The sequence below is a fragment of the Winogradskyella sp. genome (assembly GCF_028282165.1).
GTDB lineage: Bacteria > Bacteroidota > Bacteroidia > Flavobacteriales > Flavobacteriaceae > Winogradskyella.
The window spans coordinates 1-22600 of the sequence record NZ_JANQIM010000035.1; the positions used below are offsets into that span (position 1 = coordinate 1).

Annotated in this window: 19 protein-coding genes and 1 pseudogene; 9 read left to right on the forward strand and 11 right to left on the reverse strand. The window is 36.8% G+C overall.

The window, feature by feature from the left end; translation table 11 throughout:
• Together Q0972_RS14505 and Q0972_RS14510 are read right to left on the reverse strand one after the other, a co-directional pair.
• A pseudogene (locus Q0972_RS14505) lies at window positions 1–446 on the reverse strand (insulinase family protein); the annotation flags it as partial.
• A complete protein-coding gene (locus Q0972_RS14510; protein ID WP_299366838.1) occupies window positions 446–1777 on the reverse strand; it encodes a pitrilysin family protein in 1332 nt (443 codons plus the stop codon). The gene Q0972_RS14510 and the pseudogene Q0972_RS14505, both read right to left, overlap by 1 nt.
• Before the next feature lie 291 nt (window positions 1778–2068).
• Between Q0972_RS14510 and rplU the strand changes: the two genes are divergently transcribed.
• Window positions 2069–2731 (forward strand): 50S ribosomal protein L21, encoded by a 663-nt coding sequence (gene rplU, locus Q0972_RS14515; protein ID WP_299366841.1) that lies wholly within the window; start codon window positions 2069–2071, stop codon window positions 2729–2731.
• 42 nt (window positions 2732–2773) lie between these two features.
• Window positions 2774–3034, forward strand: coding sequence for a 50S ribosomal protein L27 (rpmA, locus tag Q0972_RS14520; protein ID WP_299366844.1), 261 nt, complete (start codon window positions 2774–2776; stop codon window positions 3032–3034).
• Between the two features lie 57 nt (window positions 3035–3091).
• Here rpmA and Q0972_RS14525 read toward each other — a convergent pair whose 3' ends face one another.
• The 6 genes from Q0972_RS14525 to Q0972_RS14550 all read right to left on the reverse strand — a co-directional run bounded on the left by Q0972_RS14525 (window position 3092) and on the right by Q0972_RS14550 (window position 12266).
• On the reverse strand, window positions 3092–4870 hold the full coding sequence (locus Q0972_RS14525) for a DNA mismatch repair protein MutS (RefSeq protein ID WP_299366846.1): 1779 nt from the start codon (window positions 4868–4870) through the stop codon (window positions 3092–3094).
• A gap of 82 nt (window positions 4871–4952) precedes the next feature.
• On the reverse strand, window positions 4953–5699 hold the full coding sequence (locus Q0972_RS14530; RefSeq protein WP_299366958.1) for a succinate dehydrogenase/fumarate reductase iron-sulfur subunit: 747 nt from the start codon (window positions 5697–5699) through the stop codon (window positions 4953–4955).
• A 9-nt stretch (window positions 5700–5708) separates the two neighbouring features.
• Window positions 5709–7709 carry a fumarate reductase/succinate dehydrogenase flavoprotein subunit gene (locus tag Q0972_RS14535; RefSeq protein WP_299366849.1) on the reverse strand — a complete coding sequence of 667 codons (2001 nt, stop codon included), beginning with the start codon at window positions 7707–7709 and terminating at the stop codon, window positions 5709–5711.
• A 10-nt stretch (window positions 7710–7719) separates the two neighbouring features.
• Window positions 7720–8406 (reverse strand): succinate dehydrogenase cytochrome b subunit, encoded by a 687-nt coding sequence (locus tag Q0972_RS14540; protein WP_299366852.1) that lies wholly within the window; start codon window positions 8404–8406, stop codon window positions 7720–7722.
• A gap of 94 nt (window positions 8407–8500) precedes the next feature.
• Window positions 8501–9367 (reverse strand): hypothetical protein, encoded by an 867-nt coding sequence (locus Q0972_RS14545; RefSeq protein WP_299366855.1) that lies wholly within the window; start codon window positions 9365–9367, stop codon window positions 8501–8503.
• A 58-nt stretch (window positions 9368–9425) separates the two neighbouring features.
• Window positions 9426–12266 carry a glycosyl hydrolase gene (locus tag Q0972_RS14550; RefSeq protein WP_299366858.1) on the reverse strand — a complete coding sequence of 947 codons (2841 nt, stop codon included), beginning with the start codon at window positions 12264–12266 and terminating at the stop codon, window positions 9426–9428.
• A gap of 130 nt (window positions 12267–12396) precedes the next feature.
• On the opposite strand from Q0972_RS14550, the gene Q0972_RS14555 reads away from it, so the two are divergent.
• The 3 genes from Q0972_RS14555 to Q0972_RS14565 all read left to right on the forward strand — a co-directional run bounded on the left by Q0972_RS14555 (window position 12397) and on the right by Q0972_RS14565 (window position 15837).
• The gene (locus Q0972_RS14555) at window positions 12397–12639 is read left to right on the forward strand and encodes a GlsB/YeaQ/YmgE family stress response membrane protein (RefSeq protein WP_299366861.1); all 243 of its coding nucleotides are present in this window, start codon (window positions 12397–12399) and stop codon (window positions 12637–12639) included.
• Window positions 12640–12740: 101 nt separating this feature from the next.
• Window positions 12741–14030 (forward strand): aminopeptidase P family protein, encoded by a 1290-nt coding sequence (locus Q0972_RS14560; protein WP_299366864.1) that lies wholly within the window; start codon window positions 12741–12743, stop codon window positions 14028–14030.
• Between the two features lie 469 nt (window positions 14031–14499).
• The gene (locus Q0972_RS14565) at window positions 14500–15837 is read left to right on the forward strand and encodes an AAA family ATPase (protein WP_299366866.1); all 1338 of its coding nucleotides are present in this window, start codon (window positions 14500–14502) and stop codon (window positions 15835–15837) included.
• 23 nt (window positions 15838–15860) lie between these two features.
• Here the strand turns inward: Q0972_RS14565 and brnQ are convergent, their stop codons facing one another.
• Together brnQ and Q0972_RS14575 are read right to left on the reverse strand one after the other, a co-directional pair.
• A complete protein-coding gene (gene brnQ, locus Q0972_RS14570; protein WP_299366869.1) occupies window positions 15861–17138 on the reverse strand; it encodes a branched-chain amino acid transport system II carrier protein in 1278 nt (425 codons plus the stop codon).
• A complete protein-coding gene (locus Q0972_RS14575) occupies window positions 17139–18689 on the reverse strand; it encodes a serine hydrolase (protein WP_299366872.1) in 1551 nt (516 codons plus the stop codon).
• A 92-nt stretch (window positions 18690–18781) separates the two neighbouring features.
• Between Q0972_RS14575 and Q0972_RS14580 the strand changes: the two genes are divergently transcribed.
• The 3 genes from Q0972_RS14580 (at window position 18782) to Q0972_RS14590 (ending at window position 20190) form a co-directional block, all read left to right on the forward strand.
• Entirely contained in the window at window positions 18782–19558 is a 777-nt protein-coding gene (locus tag Q0972_RS14580; protein ID WP_299366875.1) for an alpha/beta fold hydrolase, read from the forward strand.
• 77 nt (window positions 19559–19635) lie between these two features.
• Window positions 19636–19875: a hypothetical protein gene (locus Q0972_RS14585; protein ID WP_299366878.1), complete on the forward strand. Its 240-nt coding sequence runs from the start codon at window positions 19636–19638 to the stop codon at window positions 19873–19875.
• Window positions 19876–19959: 84 nt separating this feature from the next.
• The gene (locus Q0972_RS14590; RefSeq protein WP_299366881.1) at window positions 19960–20190 is read left to right on the forward strand and encodes a DUF1660 family phage protein; all 231 of its coding nucleotides are present in this window, start codon (window positions 19960–19962) and stop codon (window positions 20188–20190) included.
• On the opposite strand, the gene thiL is transcribed toward Q0972_RS14590, so the two are convergent.
• A complete protein-coding gene (gene thiL, locus Q0972_RS14595; protein ID WP_299366884.1) occupies window positions 20174–21226 on the reverse strand; it encodes a thiamine-phosphate kinase in 1053 nt (350 codons plus the stop codon). The two genes, Q0972_RS14590 and thiL, sit on opposite strands and share 17 nt — an antisense overlap.
• A 109-nt stretch (window positions 21227–21335) precedes the next feature.
• On the opposite strand from thiL, the gene Q0972_RS14600 reads away from it, so the two are divergent.
• Window positions 21336–22571, forward strand: a complete 1236-nt coding sequence (locus Q0972_RS14600; RefSeq protein ID WP_299366887.1) for a choice-of-anchor B family protein — start codon at window positions 21336–21338, stop codon at window positions 22569–22571.
• Window positions 22572–22600: the final 29 nt, after the last annotated feature.

Here is a 22600-nt window from a genome sequence, read left to right on the forward strand (position 1 = left end):
GGGTTTATCGCAGCATCAGCCATTAATTCCAAAATACGATCGGCATATTTTGATAAGGAGCTTGCAAATCCACCAGAAAAACCAAAACTTAAATTAGCACCCAAGAAATCTATTTCTTCATTAAATTCATCTTTGGAAATTGTTGTAGTACCATTACCTAACATTGCACCAAGAATACTCTCAATACCAGCTTTATCTTTGGTTGCAATAGGATTATTATCTATTCTGAGGGAATATGACACTCTTGGCAACTTGTGATTTTCAACAACAAGAACCTGCATGCCATTCTTTAAGGTAAATTCAGATGGAACGTCTAATTTTATCTCTGGCTCTGGGCCAGGTTTTGGCATTTTAGATCTATCAAGTTGTGCATTTAAACCTAATGAGACTAAAGTCAATAGGATAAACGTAATAGCCTTTAAATTCATTTTATATAAATTTTTCATTATTGATCGTCTTTTTTAGGTAAATATTTAATTTCTACACGTTGGTTTGGACTCAGATATTTTTTAGCAACATCTCTTATTTCCTCTCTTGTTATAGATCTGTACAAATCTAATTGTGTATTAATAAGATTAACATCACCATAAAGTAGATAGTATGTTGCCAAGGAACCGGCAATACCTTCGACACTAGTGTTTGAGTTTACAAATTGATTTTCAAACTGATTAAGTAATTTTTGATAATCACGCTCAGAAATAAGTTCTGACTGCATTACTTTTATTTCTTCATCCATTTCAGAAAGAAGTGTATCTAAAGCCACATCGCCCAGTGGTATTGCAAAAAGCGCAAAAATATTATGGTCTACTTGTCCTAAGTTTACAGCTTGTACAGCAAGTGCTTGTTTTTGCTCGTCTACCATTTTTTTGTAAAGTACAGAACTTTTCCCACCGCTTAAATAGGTCGAAATCATATCTAAAACATAAGCATCTCTCGATGATTGTGGTGGAAGTCTATACGCCGCTATTATTGCTGGTAATTGAATATTAGCATCAAAGGCTTCAACTTGCTTAGATTCGGTAATTGGGGTTTCCTTTGGGAAGTTTCTAACTGGTTTTGGTCTTTGTTTTACTTCACTAAAGTACTTCTTAACCAATTCTTTAGTCTCATTTGTATCAATATCACCGGCAACGATTAAAACAGCGTTGTTGGGAGTGTACCATTTATCAAAATAGGCATAAAACTCTTCTAATGTTGAAGCATTTATGTCCTCCATAAAACCTAGAACTGAATTCTTGTAAGGATGTACATCAAATAGGTTTTCATTAATAACTTCTAATAATTTCCCATAAGGTGCATCTGTTCTCTGACGTTTTTCTTCTTTAACCACTTCTTTTTGGGTATCAACTCCTATTTGGTCAATTACTGGATGCAGCATACGCTCAGATTCTAGCCATAATCCTAATTCTAACTTATTTGATGGAAAAATATCGTAATAATAAGTTCTGTCCATAGACGTATTAGCATTAAATGTACCCCCGTTAGCAGGTATAATTTTCATGAACTCCCCGCGTTCTATATTTTCAGAACCTTCAAATAATAGATGTTCAAAAAAATGGGCAAACCCAGATCTTAAACCCGTTTCTGGTTTTCCACCAAGATCTTTACCGCCAACATCATACATAACGGAAGTAATTACAACTGGAGCCGAATTGTCTTGATGCAAAATTACATGTAAACCATTATCCAAATCGAACTCTGTAAAATCTACTTGCTGTCCGTTAGAATAAAACCCAACTAACAGTAAGGATAATAGAGCAAATACGCTTTTTTTCATTATTAATAGTGTTTTGATTTTAAAACTGTTCTAGTGTTTGACACTGCTTTGTCCTTATTGTCACACAAAGCCTCGCAAAAATAAGGAATGATTTGCCTTTTTAATATAATAAAATGTGAAAACTCTCATATTTGAGCATTCTGGTATTTTCACCGAATTTATAATTGCACTAAAAACTGGTCGAAAAGCCTAAAAACGTTTGTAGATTAGGAATTTAGGAGTATATTTGCATCCGCTTTCTGAGAAAAAGCATATTTTGATTAATAAACTAATTAATAAAAACGTTACGCTATGTACGCAATTGTAGAGATAGCAGGGCATCAATTTAAAGTTGAGAAAGACCAAAAAGTTTTTGTTAACCGTTTGTCTACAGAAGAAGGAAAGAAAGTAGCTTTCGATAATGTTCTTCTAATAGGAAATGGTAATGACGTTACTTTAGGCGCCCCAGCTATAGACGGAGCACAAGTAAGTGCTAAAGTCTTAAAGCACCTTAAAGGTGACAAGGTAATCGTTTTCAAAAAGAAAAGACGTAAAGGATATCGTGTTAAGAATGGACACAGACAAGCCTTAACTGAAATCGTTATTGAAGGGATTACTGCATCTGGAGCCAAAAAGGCCGCTCCAAAGAAAGAGTCAGCTAAAGCTGATACAACAAAAAAAGCTGAACCTAAAGCTGCTGCAAAAACAGAAGCTAAAAAAACAACAGGTAAAGCTGATGATTTAAAGAAAATTGAAGGTATTGGGCCAAAAATTGCTTCTACTTTAATCGAAGCAGGCATTACTACCTATGCTGATTTAGCTAAGGCTAAACCAGAAGCAATTTCTGAAATCATAGCTAATGTCCGTGGTAACCACGTTACCGACACTTGGCCAGAGCAAGCTAAATTAGCTGCTGAAGGCAAGTGGGATGAGCTTAAAAAATGGCAAGACGAATTAGATGGTGGTAAAGCATAATTGCGCAACCACTTAAGTATAACAATATAAAACCTTAAGACAATGGCTCATAAAAAAGGAGTTGGTAGTTCTAAAAACGGTAGAGAATCAGAATCGAAACGCTTAGGTGTTAAGATTTTTGGTGGACAAGCTGCAGTTGCTGGAAACATCATCGTAAGACAACGTGGTAACACACACCATCCAGGTGAAAATGTGTACCAAGGCAAAGACCACACTTTACATGCTAAAGTTGATGGTATCGTACAATTTACTAAGAGGAAAGACAACAAGTCTTATGTTTCTATAGCGCCTTTTGAGGCTTAAGAAATTACTTCTTAAAAGAATAGAATTCAAACCCTTTCTAGACATAGAGAGGGTTTTTTAGTTTTCCACTATTTTCATCTTCTTCAACAAAAAACTCGCATTCATATTTTGGCAAACCCCTTGTTTGAGTTTATAATCAAAAAAAAGCTCATCATTAACAATTTGTGCATCAAAAAAATAGTTCTTCACATCTTCTAATTCTGCTTCGGTTTCGGTAAGGCTTAAATCATGGGTAGCGATAATTCCTGTTGCATTAAGCTTCACTAATTTTTCAACAAATTTTTTGGAGCCAATGGCTTTATCCGTACTGTTGGTTCCTTTTAATATCTCGTCTAAAATCACAAAGTAGTTTTTGTCGTTTTCAATCGTGTCGACTACAAATTTTAATCGGGTTAGTTCACTAAAAAAGTAAGAACTGTCGTCGGTTAGCGAATCTGTGGTTCGCATACTTGTAATCAACCTAATAGGCTTGTAGCTGCTTTCCTTAGCACAAACTGGCAACCCAACATTGGCCATTACAATATGTAAGGCTACGGTTCTTAAAAACGTACTTTTTCCAGCCATATTGGCCCCAGTTACAATAAAGAACTGTCCTTGCCCTAGTACCATATCACTATCGATGCGTTTTTTAGGATTTAAAAGAGGGTGTCCTATTGCCTTAACCTCAATTGTAACTTTATCATTAGTGATTTTAGGATAGGTATAATTTTGGTAATTAAAGGCGTAATTCCCAAAACTATTATATGCATCAAAAAATGTCACCACCTCAAACCAATCCTCAACCTTATCGGCGTATTTAGCAATCCATTGTTCTATGCGATAGGTTTGCCTTATATCCCAAAGTAAATAGCCATTGCCAAAAATGGCAGATATAAAATTATTCCTATTATCCAAAGCGTCTAAAGCCTTTGAAAATCTTGAAAATATTTGAGATGCTTTTAAGTTGTCTAATTGAATTTTTTGTTGTTTTTCGAGTAAAAGCTTAGACTCAAACGTATGATTTTCGATCTGTTCTAACAACAATGCATATTGCCTAAACGTATCTTTAGCCTTCTCTGTGTTTTGTGCTATCTCATTGATTCGTTTTAAATATCTACCCGTTATTGCCAACCCAAACAATAACCAATACCCTGCATATTTAATAGGTATAACTTCAATAATCCCCAAAACTAATATTGTAACTGATGCTATACTAAAAGCACTTGTTAACCAATACATGGTTGTGCTTAAAAATGGGGTATAATCCTTTAACCATTTAATTATGGATTTGGCCTGATGTTCAATCTCTACACCTTGTGCAATTCCTGTATAATGTTGCCTCCACTCTGGTGATTTAGACAATTCTTTTATAGCTTCTTGTCTTGCTTCTATGTCAACAATATTATTAGCAAGTAAACTTTGCACCAAGCGGTCTGTACCTTCTTTAATGGTCGTTCGATTAATAAATTGAAAAAATGAGCCTCGCCCAAATAAATCAATATCTAAGCTATAGGCATGTTTAGGATTCTGAAATCGGGAACCATCAGCTCTATTGTGAAAATCACCTGAAGCTATTTGGAGTTCCTCATCATTGATTTTGGCTAATCTTTTATGAAGTGCTCTCTTGTTTTTTAAATCTGTATATCTCGAAAGTAGATAAAGAAATATGATTGCTCCTATAGCAGCAATTAATAGCACAATTTTCCAGCGTCCAAAGCTCAAATAAATCCCAAAGGCCGTTAAAGCGAAAATGGATAGTCTCGAAATACTAAGAACACCCATTAATTTATAAATACGCTTAGCTTCTGTATTATGTATATTACGCTGTTCGTTGTAAAATGTAACTGGATCTTGCATTAAGACGAAATAAAATCCCAAGATAAGATTTTACCTTGGGATTCAAATATTATAGATTATTTTATGGAATTGCAGTAAATCCTTAACCTTTAAAACTAGCAGCTAAGTATTCACGGTTCATACGTGCTATATTTTCTAAAGATATGCCTTTAGGGCACTCAACTTCACAAGCACCGGTATTGGTGCAATTACCAAACCCTTCTTCATCCATTTGCTTTACCATATTTAAAACACGATCAGTAGCTTCAACTTGTCCTTGTGGCAATAAAGCAAATTGAGACACCTTAGCAGAAACAAACAACATCGCCGAAGAGTTTTTACAGCTCGCCACGCAAGCACCACAACCAATACATGTTGCCGCATCAAAGGCTTTATCAGCATTTTCCTTTTCAATTGGAATGGCGTTAGCATCCTGAGTATTCCCAGAGGTGTTTACTGAAATAAAACCACCTGCCTGTTGAATGCGATCAAACGATGTACGGTCTACAATTAAATCTTTTATAACAGGGAATGCCTTTGCTCTCCAAGGTTCTATATAAATAGTGTCGCCATCCTTAAAGCTACGCATGTGCAACTGGCACGCGGTAATCTTTGTAGCTGGGCCATGTGCTCGCCCGTTAATATATAATGAACACGTTCCACAAATACCTTCTCTACAATCGTGATCAAAGGCCACAGGAGATTCGCCCTTTTCAATCAATTCTTGATTAAGCACATCTAACATCTCTAAAAAAGACATATCCGGGGAAATTCCACTGACTGGATAATCAACAATTTTTCCTTTATCATTAGCATCTTTTTGACGCCATATTTTTAATGTTAAATTCATCATAGCTTTTTATTTGTAACTTCTCTCTTTCACTTCAATATTTTCGTACTCTAATGACTCTTTATGGTGAACAGCATCACTTGGTTGACCTTTATATTCCCATGCCGAAACATATTGGTATTCTTTTACTCTTAAAGCTTCACCACCTTCAGTTTGGTATTCCTCTCTAAAATGCCCTCCAGCTGATTCGTTGCGCTCTAATGCATCTTTTGCAAATAACTCACCTAGTTCTAGGAAGTCAGCAACACGACCAGCTTTTGCTAATTCTTCGTTGTATTCGTTTTCATTCCCAGGAACAAAGACATCTTTGTAGAATTCTTCTCTTAACTTAGCGATTTCTTGAATTGCCTCCTTAAGCTCTTTTTCGTTGCGAGCCATTCCGCATTTGTTCCACATTATTTTGCCTAAACGCTTATGAAAATGATCAACGGATTTCGTCCCCTGATTATTAACAAGTCTATTAATCGTGTCTTTTACACTTTTCTCAGCTTCATCAAATTCTTTGGTATCGGTCGGAATTGGGCCAGTTCTAATATCATGAGCCAGATAATCTCCAATGGTGTATGGCAGTACAAAATAACCATCCGCTAGACCTTGCATTAAAGCCGAAGCTCCTAATCTGTTTGCACCATGATCTGAGAAATTAGCCTCACCAATGGCATACAATCCTGGTACAGTAGTCATTAAATTATAGTCCACCCAAAGTCCTCCCATAGTATAGTGAACCGCAGGATAAATCATCATTGGTGTTTCGTATGGATTTTGATCGACGATCTTTTCATACATCTGGAATAAGTTGCCATACTTATTTTCTACAACTTTCTTACCTAAGTCGGTCACTACTTTTTTATCGTCAACGTTGAGCCCTTTTATGTAAGCTTGTTCTTTACCGTAACGCTCTATAGCAGAAGCAAAATCCAAGTACACCGCTTCACCTGTTTGGTTAACACCATAACCTGCATCGCAACGCTCTTTAGCCGCTCTCGATGCCACGTCTCTTGGCACCAAGTTTCCGAAGGCTGGATAGCGACGTTCTAAATAGTAATCTCTATCTTCTTCAGCGAGTTCGGTCGGTTTTAAACTACCGTTTCTAATCGCCTCTACATCCTTTTTATGTTTTGGCACCCAAATACGACCATCGTTTCTTAAAGACTCAGACATTAACGTTAATTTAGATTGATGATCTCCAGAAACTGGAATACATGTTGGGTGAATTTGTGTGTAACATGGATTAGCGAAAAAAGCACCTCGTTTGTGGGCTTTCCATGCTGCCGTAACGTTTGATCCCATAGCATAGGTTGATAAATAAAAGGCATTTCCGTAACCGCCAGTTCCTAAAACTACAGCATGCGCCGAATGGCGTTCTATTTCACCTGTTACAAGATTACGTGCTATTATACCTCTTGCTTTTCCATCTACGATGACCACATCTAACATTTCGTGACGTGTGTACATTTTGATCTTTCCACGACCAATCTGACGGTTCATAGCGGCATAAGCACCTAACAACAATTGTTGTCCTGTTTGGCCTTTAGCATAGAATGTTCGTGATACCAATACACCACCAAACGAACGGTTATCCAATAAGCCTCCATATTCCCTAGCAAATGGTACACCTTGCGCCACGCATTGATCAATAATATTGGTTGAAACCTCAGCTAAGCGATAAACGTTAGCTTCACGAGAGCGATAATCGCCTCCTTTTACAGTGTCGTAAAATAATCTGTAGGTAGAGTCACCATCGCCTTGATAATTCTTTGCTGCATTGATTCCGCCTTGTGCTGCAATAGAGTGTGCACGTCTAGGTGAATCTTGAAAGCAAAATGCTTTTACATTGTAGCCTAACTCAGCTAGGGTTGCTGCAGCAGAACCTCCTGCTAAACCAGTACCAACGATGATGACATCGATCAAACGTTTGTTGGCTGGATTAACAAGATTTATATCATTTTTATGTTTTGTCCACTTGTCCGCTAAAGGACCTTCTGGTATTTTAGAATCTAATATTGACATAGTGTTCTTTTTAATGGGTAAAGTGATGGTAAACCGCGATGAAAATAAACAAAGCAGGAATGCCTATAGAATAAACCTTACTGAAGCCTTTAAGTCCTTTGATATACTTATTATTGGCACCAATGGATTGGAAAGATGAATTGAATCCATGTAATAAATGCAAGGCTAATAATACAAAGGCCACAACATAAATCCCAACTCTGACGGGGCTTACAAACTTTTCGCGTAGTTCTTCATAATAACGGAAGCCAGACTCAGCATTATTAGGATCAATTAAACCGCTCATATCGCCTTCAACGTATTTCACTGTCATTTCGTGAACCCAGAAGTCGTACATATGCAGGCCTAAGAACGCCAATACAACGACACCAGTGAGTAACATATTTCTAGACATCCAAGTAGAATTATCTTTTGCAGAGTTACTTGCATATTTTACACTTCTAGATGCTCTGTTCTTAGCTTCTAGGATAAAGCCCATTACAAAATGAAAGACAACACCAAAAATTAAAATGGGTTGCATAAGCCCTTGAACTAATGGATTAGTTCCCATAAAATGGGACAAATTGTTAAATAGTTCTTCACTAAAGACCGAGGTAAAATTTATGGAAACATGCATTACGAGAAAAACCATTAGGAAGAGTGCCGAAAGTGCCATGGCAAACTTTCTTCCAATCGAAGAATTTAGAATTCCGCTCATTGTAGATTTAATCTTTTTGTTAGTCTTACAAAAATACAGTACAATCCACGTTTTAGCAACTGACGTTTGTTATAATTATTTATTTAGAATGGTTTTAATTAGACACGCTCGGAATCAGTCCTCTCAGTCCCATATCAACGACCTGTTCACCAGCCGATGGCTCATATTTTCCGTCATTATTGACTTCTGTCCACTCAAAACTATTATTTATGGAAAACGACAGCGTTACTGTAATGTCTTCAGTCTCATTTCCTGTGACACTAAAGTTCTCTACAAACTGACCTGTGACAACACAAGAGCCTTGTGGCACAGGTGACGTATTGAACAATGGGTTAGGAACTGTTGTTGCGCCTTCAGGTGCTTGGCCTTGGGACGTGAAGCCTAAAGCCTCAAAGGCCCAAAATCCTTGTAGTTTATTCTCATTAACTGTGAAGGTACTTCCATTGAGATCAAATGAAGTGACATAATTATTGTAGCCCACAAAGCTTGCCAAACGGCCTGTAACCTCACCAACATTATCTGTTAAGATCTGTATGTCGCCTTCTTGATATGCTAAAGACACGCGTACCCATTGGTAATTTCCGACAGCAACTTGACTCAAAGGTATACTTAGAAACACATCATCATCACCTACTAAGATGGATTGTTGAAAATCAATGGCCATGTCTCCCCCTGCATTAGTTTCTGGGCCTTCATAAATGATTTCACCATCACCTAAAAGTGTATTTGCTGTTGGTGCAAACTCAATATAGTTGGCGCTCATGCTTTGAATAACTGGAGTTTGTGCCGCATTCCCATTTGGAATGGTGGCTGGCTGCCCTAAATTATCTAATCGTTGTTGGTTGGAATCAAAATTGAGCTTAATGATTAATTGCGGCGTCCCATTTTGATTGTTTTCATCATCATCGCTACAAGACACTACTATTATAAGCATTAAAATAAGTAGGAAAATTTTTTTCATATTAAGATAAGATTTGGATTCTAAAAATAAACATTTTTATTGACACCTCTAAAAGTCATTATTTAATTTCTAACTTCATCTCTGAGTCATCAATTTCAACTGTATAAACGCCTTTAGGCAGATAATATTTTCCGTTGCTAGCTTTGTTAATATTCAAATTTATGTTTTCCTTCATCAGGGCTTTTCGTCCTTTTTCAGTCAGTTCCAGATTATAATCTACATAGTTGAATCCTTTGTCGGCATCAACTTTTATACTATTTAGCTCTGCTCCTTTTTCAGAAAGAATTTTGATGGTTTTTTTACCTGAAGCATTACTGTAAAACCGAATGGTCTTTTTTGGTTGATAGGAGTCTAACCACTTGCTCCAAGAACTTCCCCAACGACCTGAATGACGTACAGGACTTATATCGAAAATCGTAACGGCCTTTGATTTTAAATCAGCATTCATCTGTTGTAATGGTGCAATATTGGCTTTGTAAATACTTCGACCATGTGTTCCCAGCAATAGATCTTTGGCTTCAGGTTGAATGACGATATCATGAAAAGCAACATTAGGCAATCCCTTGGAGAATACCTCCCAAGACTTGCCCATATCAAACGACACATAAGCGCCATTGTCAGTCCCTAAGTATAGGATATTTTCATTTTCAGAATCCTCTTTAATCACATTGACTGGTGACACCGGAATATTACTACTGATATCTTTCCAAGTTTGTCCGTAATCCTCACTCATATAAGCATACACTTTAAAATCATCCCAACGGTAGCCATTCAAGGTGACATAAACACGTTCTTTTTTGTGTTGTGAAGCTATAACTCGACTCACCCATAAATCCTTAGGAAATGTGTTTGAAATATTTGTCCAATTTCCACCTGCATTTTTGGTGACGTGCAGTAAACCGTCATCGCTTCCTGCATAAATCAACCCGAATTTAAATGGACTTTCAGAAATTGACGTGATTGTTCCGTAGGCCACGTTGCCTTTTTTTCCGCCATTGGTTAAATCATCACTTATGGCTTCCCAATCATCGCCTTGATTCATGGAACGCATTAATTTATTACCGCCCAAGTATAATATATCTTGATTATGTGGTGATAGCAAAATTGGAGTTTGCCAATTAAAGCGATATGGATTCTCCCCTAAGTTGTGCTTAGGTTGAATATAGGTTTGTTCGTCAGATTCAAGATTAAGTCTATAGTAGTTTCCGAACTGGTAGCCAGTGTAAACCACATTTGAGTTTCGATTATCAATTTGAATTTGCATTCCATCACCTCCCATAATAGGTGTCCATGGGTACTTTCCTTGTTGATGCCAGCTTTTATCTTGCCTTGCGTTGTTGGCGCCTTTCCAAACGCCATTATCCTGTAAACCACCATAGACATTATAGGGTTTTTCGTGATCAATATTAATCGCATAAAACTGGCCCACCGAAGGTGAATTATTCTTTATCCAACTCTCTCCATCATCATAAGTGATATTAACACCTCCGTCATTACCATCGACCATATGATTTGGGTTTTTGGGATTGATCCAAAGCGCATGATGATCAGCATGGACATTTTCGGCGCTAATCGACGTCCAAGATTTTCCGCCATCTTTGGACTTCACAATAGGCACTCCATAAATATAGATATGGTCTTCATTGGCTGGTGAAACGTGAATATGCCCGAAGTAATACCCATAACTATAATAAATACCATCTAAATAGTCGTCGTGAGTTTTTTTCCAGGTTTTGCCACCATCTGTACTTTTATAAACTTCAGCACCGACCACAGGCGTATCGAACAACAGTGAATTGGCATCTTCTAAATATTTGGCTAAATCTACGGGCTTCACATTTTCCGAGCGCACCATCTGCTTCACATTTTCTGCCCTGTATTTCTCTTGAAACCCATTGGTCTTTAAAAAAGTATTCAATTTTTTGTCATCAAGCGCAAGAAAATCCTCTTTAGACATGGTCTTAAAATCATCTTTTGACAAGCCTCTTTCGGTTGCTGAGCTTGTCGAAGCATCGTCTGGTCGTCTAAACTGGCTATCATGGACTGCGTAAACCACATTGTCATTGTACACCGCAATACCTATACGACCAACACCTTCACCTGTTGGGAAACCACTATTTTCTGTAGATACTTTGGTCCAAGTTTCTCCGGCATCCGTACTTTTATAAATACCCGAATTGATTCCATTCCCTGTAAAGTTCCATGCTTTTCTATCCTTTGTCCAAGAGGTAGCATACATCACATTATAATTATTTGGACTGTGTTGCAAATCAATAACGCCACTTATGTCATCAACAAACAAGGTCTGTTTCCAAGTTTTCCCTCCATCTGTGGTTTTATATACGCCACGTTGGTCATTAGGAGAATATAAATGTCCCGTAACACCAACGGTGACCACATCTGGATTATCGGGATGGATTAAAATAGGTGCAAAATGATGGGCATCCATTAATCCGACATTAACCCAAGTCTCTCCATTGTCTATCGATTTTAAAATGCCAATACCAGCATAAGACGATCGGGAAGCGTTGTTTTCACCAGTGCCAACATAAATGGTTCGTGTGGGCCAGTGCACTGCAATATCTCCAACATTCTGTGTGTCTGAATTATCTAAAATTGGCGTGAATGTTGTGCCATTATTAGTGGTGTGCCAAACGCCTCCTGAAGCATACCCAACATAAAATTCTGATGGCATTTCTGGGTTAACATCCAAATCCACCACACGGCCACTCATAATCGTTGGACCAATATTTTCAAAAGGGATATTTTTAACCAAGGAGGTTTTGGTCATTTCACGTTTCTGTTCTAATGCTGTTTTAATGGTCTCGGTCGGAGTTGCTGGTTGCTGTGCAAAACAAAAAAATGGGAAAAGGACAAAAAATAGGCAAAGTTGTTTCATTTACTATAGCTGAATTATTTCTATCAAAAATACTGAATAATTAATTAGCTATTTAAAGTTCATTGCCAATAGCCAATTGAACAAATTGTAATTTTTCTTAAATTTATACTATTAACTAAATCATAGTATTATGGGATTATTATACGCATTATTAATCGGTGGTGTTGCTGGTTTCTTAGCTGGCAAACTTATGAAAGGTGGTGGCTTTGGTATCATCATCAATATTGTTTTAGGTATCGTTGGTGGTATTGTTGGTAATTGGCTTTTTGGCCTATTGGACATTAGCCTTGGCTCTGGAGTTATTAGCGATTTGTTGACTGGTGTCATCGGCGCCGTGGTGGTATTGTTTGTTGCTGGTTTATTTAAAAAGTAAGTTTTAAAATGCGATTCAAAATTAAAAGCTATCGGTTATGATGGCTTTTTTTCTGAACAAAAACTATGTAACTTTAACCTCTTAATTAAAATATTGACTTCATGAAATATCACCGCATAGACCGTAACCTCTTTATTAAAAACCGAAATAACTTCATGGCGCAGATGAAGCCGAGTAGTTTAGCTGTGTTTAATTCTAATGATATTTATCCTGTAAGTGCAGATAGCACCTTGCCTTTTGCTCAACACAGAGATATCTTTTATCTGAGTGGTGTGGATCAGGAGGAAAGTATTTTGGTGTTATTTCCCGATTGTCCAAAAGAAAAGCATCGCGAAATCCTATTCTTAAAAGAAACTAACGAACATATTGCTGTTTGGGAAGGTGAAAAACTCACCAAGGAAGCGGCTTTAGAAACCTCAGGCATTAAAACCGTGTATTGGTTGCAGGATATGGAGAAGATTATGTTTGAACTGATGACCCAATGTGATACCGTCTACATCAATACCAACGAGCATTACCGCGCTAGTGTTGAGACCGAAACACGAGAGGATCGTTTTACAAAATGGTTAAAAGGCAAATACCCTGCCCATGGCGTTGCTAAGAGCAATCCCATTTTACAACGCCTTCGTTCTGTAAAAGACCCTATAGAATTAGAGTTGATGCAAACCGCTTGTAATATTACAGAAAAGGGTTTCAGACGTGTGCTTAATTTTGTAAAACCCGATGTTTGGGAATACAATATCGAAGCCGAATACATGCACGAGTTTTTAAACAACCGCTCCAAAGGTTTTGCCTACACACCTATTATTGCATCAGGAAATAATGCCAATGTGTTGCACTATATTGAAAACAACCAACAGTGTAAAGCTGGCGACCTCATCTTAATGGATGTTGGTGCCGAGTACGCCAATTACTCTAGTGATATGACACGCACTATTCCTGTATCCGGAAGATTTACCGATAGACAAAAAGAAGTCTACAATGCTGTGAACCGAGTAAAAGACGAAGCGACCAAAATGCTTGTTCCTGGAAACCTTTGGGAACAATACCATATTGAAGTGGGTAAACTTATGACTTCGGAACTATTGGGCTTAGGCTTAATTGACAAAGCTGATGTACAAAACGAAAACCCAGATTGGCCAGCCTATAAAAAGTACTTTATGCATGGCACTTCTCACCATATCGGTTTAGACACGCATGATTATGGTTTGTTGCACGAACCTATGCAGGCCAATATGGTCTTTACGGTTGAGCCTGGTATTTATATTCCAGACGAAGGTTTTGGTATTCGCATAGAGGATGATGTGGTGATACAAGACAGTGGCGAACCGTTTAACCTAATGCGTAATATTCCTATTGAAGCGGAGGAGATTGAGGAATTGATGAATTAAGTTTTTAGAGAAATCTGTATTTGAGAGAGTGGTTTATAAAGCAATTTATCTAGCACTTTTTTTCTCATCGATTATTTATCGGAAAAGTGACGCGACATATTTTGAATCATATCTCTAAAATTATCTCACATCATTTGAATAATAATATACCTTTATTGATCTACAATTTTTATGTTCAAATACTGTTTTAAGCAATATTCTATCTGAAAGTCCAAGTGAATGACCCTAAGATTATCAATTTAAAAGGACCTGAATCGATAAAATCTAACAAAGTCTCGATTTTGTTCTAAATTAAAGCTATTATAAAATAAATCCTTGCTGTTATTCACTTTCACCCTTACTCTGTTACAATTTTTTATTAATTTTACCTTTACTTTGTTACATAAAATTTTTATTTTTACCCTTACTTTGTTACAATTTTATAAAATGAATCGTTATTTTACCTTTTAAAAGACACATAGAAAGCACATTGCACCAATGGAAAAAAAGTGCAAAACGAAAACCGCTTATACTTAGAGGAGCACGCCAGGTTGGTAAAACTACTTTAGTTAACCAATTTTCTAAGAATTACGATTTTTATATACCACTCAATTTAGAGCGCCCTTCTGACCTAAGATATTTTAAAAATTATACCGATACAAAAACTATTGTAGAAGCACTCTTTTTAGCCCATAATATCTCTACTAACGACATGGGCAACGTACTTCTGTTTATTGATGAAATACAAGAATCTACTGAAGCCATAGCGTTATTGCGTTATTTTTACGAAGATCTACCTCAGTTACATGTAATAGCAGCTGGCTCTCTATTAGAACATGTTATGAACAAAGTTAAAAGCTTTCCTGTTGGCCGAGTTTCATATCTATATTTACATCCATTAAACTTCACTGAATATCTAGACGCAAAACAGAAAACCTTAGCCTCAGAAAAGATAAATGAAATACCTGTGAAGCACTTTGCTCACCAAACGCTTAAAGATTTATTTCATGAGTATGCCATAATTGGAGGTATGCCAGAAGTCATAGAAAACTATCTAGAGACTAATAACATTTCAGATTTGCCAAAAATCTATGAAAGTATCTGGGCTACTTATAAAGACGATATAGAAAAATACGCCAAAAACACAACTGAAACACGAGTCATACGACACATTATAGACACAGCACATTTGTACATTGATCAACGTATAAAATTTCAAAATTTTGGAGCATCTAATTATAAATCAAGAGAAGTAGGTGAAGCTATGCGCAATTTAGACGATGCGCGTATTATACAGTTAATTTATCCCACGACCAGTTTAGAACCTCCCATAAAAGCAGATTTAAAAAAATCACCTCGTTTGCAGTTTTTAGATACTGGTTTAGTCAATTACGAATTAAACATTCAAGCTGATATGCTGGCTTTAGAGGACTTAAATTCGGCTTATAAAGGCGCAATTATTCCTCATTTAATTACCCAAGAACTCATGTCGCTTAATACTATTGGTTATTCTAAGCCCAATTTCTGGGTTCGGGAGAAAAAACAAGCATCTTCTGAAGTCGATTTGGTTGTTCAATATAAAGATAACGTTATTCCTATTGAAATAAAATCTGGTAAAGAAGGTAAACTCAAATCTTTGCATCAATTTATAGACATGACTGAATATGACCACGCTATACGTCTTTATGCTGGTGAGTTTAGTATAGAACAACACATTACTACAGTAGGTAAAAAATCGTATTTACTGATGAATCTACCCTATTATTTAGGCACAAAACTTATGGATTACATTAGCTATTTTGTTGAAAATCATTCTATTGATAAATAATATTATCCTTCAAAAACACCCAACTACTCCACACGTTTTCTAGACCGCAAAAAAGCAAAAACCCCAAAAGCCAACAAAGCCGGCAACACCCAACCCAAACTATAGTGTGCCAATGGTATAGCTTCAACCACAGGTTGTATATGTTCACCCATACCTAAGGCACCTAAAAAATCAGTAATGCTAAATACTATGGTTACTAGGACAACTGCTCTAAACACCGATACTGTGGCAAAGTGCTTAGGTATAATATTCAGTAAAATAAGGACGATGGTTACTGGATAAATAAACATCAAGGCTGGCACTGCCACTTTAATGATAAATTCCACATTATAACTCCCAACAATAACACCGATAATACAGCTTAAAATAGCAGTGAGATTATATGCCATTTGAGAATCCTTAAACAAGCCTTTAAAATAGTCTGCTGCCCCAGTAATAACTCCTACAGCAGTAGTAAAACAGGCCAACGCTACAAGCACACCTAAAAAGGTACTGCCAATATTGCCTAAGGTCTTTAAACTCAAACCCGATAACAAAGCTGTGCGCTCAATATCGGCATTAAAGTCACCACTAAATAGTGCGCCTACCAAAATAAGACCTGCGTAAATAATGAACAAGCCACTTCCTGCAATGAGTCCAGATTTGGTAATCAGTTCTTTTTTAGCTTCAAAAGTAGTGTGGCCTCTTAGATTCAATGATATAATCAATACAGCACCAACTACAACACCTCCTATGGCATCAAACGTTTGATAGCCCTCCAAAATACCATCCACCAATGGTGCTTCAGAACCCCCTTCTGCCAATGCCTGTACATCTGTTGAAATCCCAATACTAATGATCAAAAGTAAGATAACAACAATCAACGGTGTTAAAAACTTTCCAAGGATACTCAGTACCTTAGAGCGATTGAGTACAAAAACCAAAACCAAAGCAAAATAAATAGCACTCGTCAGTAAAGCTGAACTTTCAAAAAAGGGTGAAATGGCAATCTCGTGGGTAACCGAAGCCGTTCTTGGTGCTGGTAAAGCTATTGATATGATATAGATTAGTACGCAGTACACCACGCTAAAAAGCGGTGAGACTTTTTTACCAAAATCATACAAAGTGCCTTGCAGCCTTGCATGGGCATAAATAGCCATAATCGGAATAACGACAGCTGTAATCGCAAAGCCAATGGCTACTACAAACCATTGATCCAAGGCTTTAAATCCTAATAATGGTGGAAGAATTAAATTTCCTGCACCAAAAAACATTGAGAACAGCGCGAGGCCGCTCACCCAGATTTCCTTTGTTCTATTCACCTAATTGGTCTTTTTAAGTTCCAAATCATGAAAATCGAAACTGAAGTCGGTAATAGGTGCTATGTATTTCATAGTGGCTGAAACAGCATTGCCTTTTTCATCAAAGGTAAACTGCACAAAGACATCTGCATCATAACTTCGGTCGTTCCATTTGGCAACAAAGGTCGTTGCATTATAAGGTAATAACTCACCAAACAATCTTGGTGAACGTTTGCATTTGATACTGTAACCTTTTTCGTTATGGGAAATGATGATATCACCAAACCAATCGTCTGTATAAGTGCCGACGATTTGCTCTGGTTTTGGAAGCTGAAGATTGCCTTTCATTTTAGCAACTTTAGTATAAACTTCTGTCTTTAAACTGTCATTATATTTAAGATAATCCGCATTGCGTTCACCTAACATTTTCAGCCAACCTCTATCTTCATATCCCAAATAGGAATCTTTAATGGTGTTCGTAATCGTTCTAAAAGCGGATCCGTTCATTTGATTGGTCAATACTACAATCGCCAAATCCAAGTCTGGTATCATGGTAAATTGTGTCACCGTACCTATTAATCCACCTGTATGATAAACTTGTTTATGTCCGCCTTTTACATCGGTGACAAACCACCCTAAACCGTAACCTCTAAAATTAGAATTGTACCAATCGCCAGGACGTACGGTTAATGGGGTCTGTAATTGCCATAGCTCATGAAATAATTTGGAATCTAACAAACGCTCACCGCTTTCTGTTACAGCATCGTTCATTAAGAACTTTGCCCAAGTCATCATATCATGAACGTTACTCACAATACCACCTGCAGCATTTGCGGTTTCACTCCAATCATGTGGAATCTGAATGATTTTACCTTCTGCTCTAGTATGGGCGTCTATAATATTCGATTTATCCGTCACTCGATTGTAAGATGCCTTAGAATTTTTCATCCCAACAGGCTTCATAATTTTGGTTTCAATAAAGTCTTCCCAAGACAAACCGCTAACACGCTTTAAAACTTCGCCAGCAACGATGAACATATTGTTGTTATAAGCAAATTTGCTTCTAAACGAGGTCTCGGGTTCTAGATACTTCACATTACTTATCACATCCTGAACCGTAAAATCGTTCCCTTCTGGGAAAAACATTAAATCACCTGCTCCCAATCCCATACCACTTCGGTGGGTTACTAAATCCCTAACCGTGAAATGCTCCGTTACCCAAGGATCATGCAATTGAAACTCGGGAATATATTTACGAACAGGATCATCCCATTGTAATTTTCCTGCATCTACCATCATGGCCAAAGCAAAACAGGTAAAACCCTTACTATTAGAAGCAACTCCAACCAAAGTTTCAGAATTCATGTTCTTTTTAGTGGTTAGCGACCGTAAACCATGTCCTTTGGCGTATACCTCTTTTCCATCTTTATAGATCCCTACAGAAATACCCGGCACATCAAATGCGGTGAGTGTTTCTTGAATGAGTTTGTCTAATTCTGTTTCTTTAATTTGCGCAGTGAGTGAAAAACTCATTACTAAGACCATCAAGCCCAAAATTCGCTTTAAAATCATGTGTGTATTGATTAGTTATGAATGCTTTCAAATATAATAAATGTTGAGGACGAATGCTCCAAAAAACATACTCAAAGGCTATCTTTGCTTTCATGATATTAGACTATAAAAACAGTAACATTCATTATATGGTTGATGGTAAAGGTCCTGCCTTGGTTTTACTGCATGGCTTTTTGGAGACTGTAGCTATGTGGCAAGAATTTATTCCCGAATGGTCCAAAGACCATCAGGTGATTTGCATCGATTTATTAGGTCATGGAAAAACCGATAGCATTGGATATGTACATACGATGGAAGACATGGCCGAAGCTGTCCTATTTGTATTAAACCATTTAAGTATTCGTCGTGCTAAATTTATTGGGCATTCTATGGGAGGGTACATAGCTTTAGCTTTGGCAGAACAACAACTACAACTATTTGAAGGCTTGTGTTTAATGAATTCTACTTTTGAAGCGGATGATGATGAACGAAAACTTTTGAGAGCACGTGCCGTTACTGTAGCAAAAACGAATTATGAAAATTTAGTGCGTATCTCTTTTGCTAATTTGTTTGCTTCAGAAAGTCGAGAACGATTCAAAAAGGATTTTGAAAATGCCTTGCAAATTGCCCTTCAAACTTCTTTACAGGGATACATCGCTGCCCAAAAAGGGATGGCATTGCGACCAAATCGTCTTGAAGTCTTTAAGAATATAAAAGGGGAAGCCTTGATTATTACTGGCAAAAAAGATGCGCTCGTTAATTCCAAACAGATTTCGCAACAGATTAAAAACACAGCTATAATTCATAAGGTGTTATCTGAAGGTCATATGAGTCATATAGAAAATAAATCAGATTTATCTTACTTATTAAATCATTTTATCGAAAAATAATTCTTTTAAACGTTGATTGTAACTTTTTTTTCTATGTTTATGGTTCTAAATCAGAATTAGCTTAAACAACCTACACTATGTCTTCAAAACTATACTGTGATTTTTTTGGTCATAATTACGAAATGACAAAAAAGGTAACCAACCATGTTAAAGAGTATACTTGTAAAAACTGTGGCAAGCAATTAACAACTGACAGTAATGGTAAACTTGTTGAACTTACTCCAAAATATAAGGACATTAATTCGGCGTTAGAGCGTATATACAATAATAGACTAATGCGTTTAAAGCAAAAATCTATCACTTCATCGATTTGTTGATTGTTAACAACATGTGAATAACTCTTTTTCTTATATTTAAGTCCCTAACTGAGATTATAAAAACTAAGAAAAATAGCAACCGCAATGAAAAACATTTATTGCTCATTATTTGGGCATGATTACAGAGTCTCCAAAGTTATCACCTATCATGTAAAAGAGTATAAATGCAAACGTTGTAATTCTGAAGTGACCATAGATGGAAATGGCAAACTTATAGAGCTTACCCCAAAACGTAGAGAAATCAATTCGGTATTAAATCGCGTTCATCTAAAACGCCTAGAAAAGAGTCAAAAAATCCTTATGATTGATTACTAAGTGCGTTCCATCCCTTTGCAATAATAGGAATCTTTTCTTCAGCCCTAGTTACCAAGTGCATCCCCCTATTTTCTTCTGTTATATATCCTATCACCGTTAAATTTGGATTTCCTTTTATCTTAGGATAATCCTCTTGAGAAATTGTCATCAATAACTCATAATCCTCACCGCCATTTAAGGCAATAGTAGTACTGTCTATATTAAATTCCTCGCAAGTTGATATCACCTGTGGATCCAAGGGAATTTTATCTTCATATACCTCAACACCAACTTTGCTTTGCTTGCATATATGAATCACTTCAGAAGACAGGCCATCACTAATATCTATCATACTTGTTGGTTTAACTTCGAGTTGCTTAAGTAATTCAACAATATCTTTACGTGCCTCTGGTTTTAGTTGACGTTCTACTATATAGCTGTACATTGATAGATCTGGTTGGGAATTTGGGTTGACTTTAAAGACTTCTTTTTCGCGCTCAAGAATCTGCAACCCCATATAAGCGCCGCCAATATCTCCCGTTATTACCAATAAATCATTAGGTTTTGCACCAGACCTTAGCACTTGTTGGTCTTTCTCAACTTCTCCAATTGCTGTAATTGAAATAATTAACCCAGAAGTAGATGATGTGGTATCACCACCAATCACATCAACATTATATAGCTTTGCTGCAGTGCTAATTCCGGCATACAACTCTTCAAGAGCCTCTAAAGGAAAGCGATTAGAAACTGCTATAGAAACCGTAATTTGAGTAGCCATAGCATTCATGGCATAGATATCTGAAAGGTTGACCATAACAGCCTTATAACCTAAATGCTTCAAAGGCACATAGCTTAGGTCAAAATGAACGCCTTCAACTAATAAATCCGTTGAGATTACAATGTTCTTGTCTTTAAATTTTAGAATTGCAGCATCATCACCAATACTTTTAACTGTAGATTTTTGATTAATCTCAAAGTGGTTAGTTAAATGTTCAATTAGCTTAAACTCACCTAATTCACTTAAAGGAGTTCGCTTTGGGTTTTTATCCTCTATCATGCTGCAAAAATATTATCCTTTTTTGAATAAAAGCTTTATTGATCACGTTAAATTATTCGTTATTCAAAGTGAAGTGTGAAAAATTACCGTAAATTGCTAAAAAAAGAATATGAAATGTATTGCCCTTAAAAAGACCTACTGTGCTGTTTCTATTCTCGTTTTAGTCGTTTTTATAGCTTTATCATGCTCTAGTGATGATGACAACACAAGTGATACTTTTACTACAGAGTTTCCCTGTGTTAATGGTATGTCTAATGGATACCCCTGTAATGGGTTTGACCTCATGAGTCACATCCCTATCGATGTTCTGGGAGGAGCTGGTGCTGAAGGCAATGATTCTTGGGGTTGGACAGATCCAACAACTAATAACGAGTATGCTTTGGTTGGTACCAGTACAGGCTCTGCTTTTGTAGATATTACAGATCCTACCAATCCGGTTTTATTAGGAACACTGCCCGCAGCTACATCTAATAGTCGTTGGAGAGATATCAAAGTATACAATGACCATGCATTCATAGTCAGTGAAGCTGCAGATCATGGTATGCAAGTCTTTGATTTAACACGCTTAAGAAACGTCACAAATCCACCAGTAACTTTTGACTCGGATGGCCATTATGATGGTTTTGGTAGTGCTCACAATATTGTTATTAATGAAGTTAGTGGTTTTGCATATGCAGTAGGAACAACAACTTTCGATGGAGGGCCCCATTTTGTAAATATTCAAAATCCTACGACTCCTATTGCAGCTGGAGGATACGCCAACGATTCTTATTCGCACGATGCCCAAGTAGTAACTTATAATGGTCCGGATACAGATTATACAGGAAGAGAAATCTTGATTGGAAGTAATGAGGATGAGGTGGTCATTGTTGATGTTACCGATAAAGATAATCCTACTCAAATTTCTACAATCGGTTACAGTAATATTGGCTATACACATCAAGGTTGGTTCACCGAAAATATGGAGTATTTTTTACTGGGAGATGAGGTTGATGAAATCGATTTTGGCGGAAATACCAGAACCATAGTTTTTGATTTTTCTGATCTCGATAGCCCTTCATTTCATATGGATTATTTTGGCCCGACCACTGCCATTGACCATAATGGCTATGTAGTTGGCAACACTTTTTATATGGCTAGTTATACGGCTGGCGTTAGGGCCATAGATATTTCTAATATTGATGCAGGAGTAATGACAGAACTTGGGTTTTTTGATACTTTTACACCAAACAATAATGTCGTTTTTAATGGCGCTTGGAACATTTATCCTTTTTTTGAAAGTGGAAATATTGTGGTAAGTGATATCGATGGTGGTTTATATATAATTAGAAAAAGTAATCCCTGAGCTTAGGGTATTTACATGATAAGTTGTTA

Excerpts from the sequence above, each read along its gene's own strand:
- Q0972_RS14510 (WP_299366838.1), bottom strand. The coding sequence starts at position 1,777 with ATGAAAAAAAGCGTATTTGCTCTATTATCCTTACTGTTAGTTGGGTTT.
- rplU (WP_299366841.1), top strand. The coding sequence starts at position 2,069 with ATGTACGCAATTGTAGAGATAGCAGGGCATCAATTTAAAGTTGAGAAA.
- rpmA (WP_299366844.1), top strand. The coding sequence starts at position 2,774 with ATGGCTCATAAAAAAGGAGTTGGTAGTTCTAAAAACGGTAGAGAATCA.
- Q0972_RS14525 (WP_299366846.1), bottom strand. The coding sequence starts at position 4,870 with ATGCAAGATCCAGTTACATTTTACAACGAACAGCGTAATATACATAAT.
- Q0972_RS14530 (WP_299366958.1), bottom strand. The coding sequence starts at position 5,699 with ATGAATTTAACATTAAAAATATGGCGTCAAAAAGATGCTAATGATAAA.
- Q0972_RS14535 (WP_299366849.1), bottom strand. The coding sequence starts at position 7,709 with ATGTCAATATTAGATTCTAAAATACCAGAAGGTCCTTTAGCGGACAAG.
- Q0972_RS14540 (WP_299366852.1), bottom strand. The coding sequence starts at position 8,406 with ATGAGCGGAATTCTAAATTCTTCGATTGGAAGAAAGTTTGCCATGGCA.
- Q0972_RS14545 (WP_299366855.1), bottom strand. The coding sequence starts at position 9,367 with ATGAAAAAAATTTTCCTACTTATTTTAATGCTTATAATAGTAGTGTCT.
- Q0972_RS14550 (WP_299366858.1), bottom strand. The coding sequence starts at position 12,266 with ATGAAACAACTTTGCCTATTTTTTGTCCTTTTCCCATTTTTTTGTTTT.
- Q0972_RS14555 (WP_299366861.1), top strand. The coding sequence starts at position 12,397 with ATGGGATTATTATACGCATTATTAATCGGTGGTGTTGCTGGTTTCTTA.
- Q0972_RS14560 (WP_299366864.1), top strand. The coding sequence starts at position 12,741 with ATGAAATATCACCGCATAGACCGTAACCTCTTTATTAAAAACCGAAAT.
- Q0972_RS14575 (WP_299366872.1), bottom strand. The coding sequence starts at position 18,689 with ATGATTTTAAAGCGAATTTTGGGCTTGATGGTCTTAGTAATGAGTTTT.
- Q0972_RS14580 (WP_299366875.1), top strand. The coding sequence starts at position 18,782 with ATGATATTAGACTATAAAAACAGTAACATTCATTATATGGTTGATGGT.
- Q0972_RS14585 (WP_299366878.1), top strand. The coding sequence starts at position 19,636 with ATGTCTTCAAAACTATACTGTGATTTTTTTGGTCATAATTACGAAATG.
- Q0972_RS14590 (WP_299366881.1), top strand. The coding sequence starts at position 19,960 with ATGAAAAACATTTATTGCTCATTATTTGGGCATGATTACAGAGTCTCC.
- thiL (WP_299366884.1), bottom strand. The coding sequence starts at position 21,226 with ATGATAGAGGATAAAAACCCAAAGCGAACTCCTTTAAGTGAATTAGGT.
- Q0972_RS14600 (WP_299366887.1), top strand. The coding sequence starts at position 21,336 with ATGAAATGTATTGCCCTTAAAAAGACCTACTGTGCTGTTTCTATTCTC.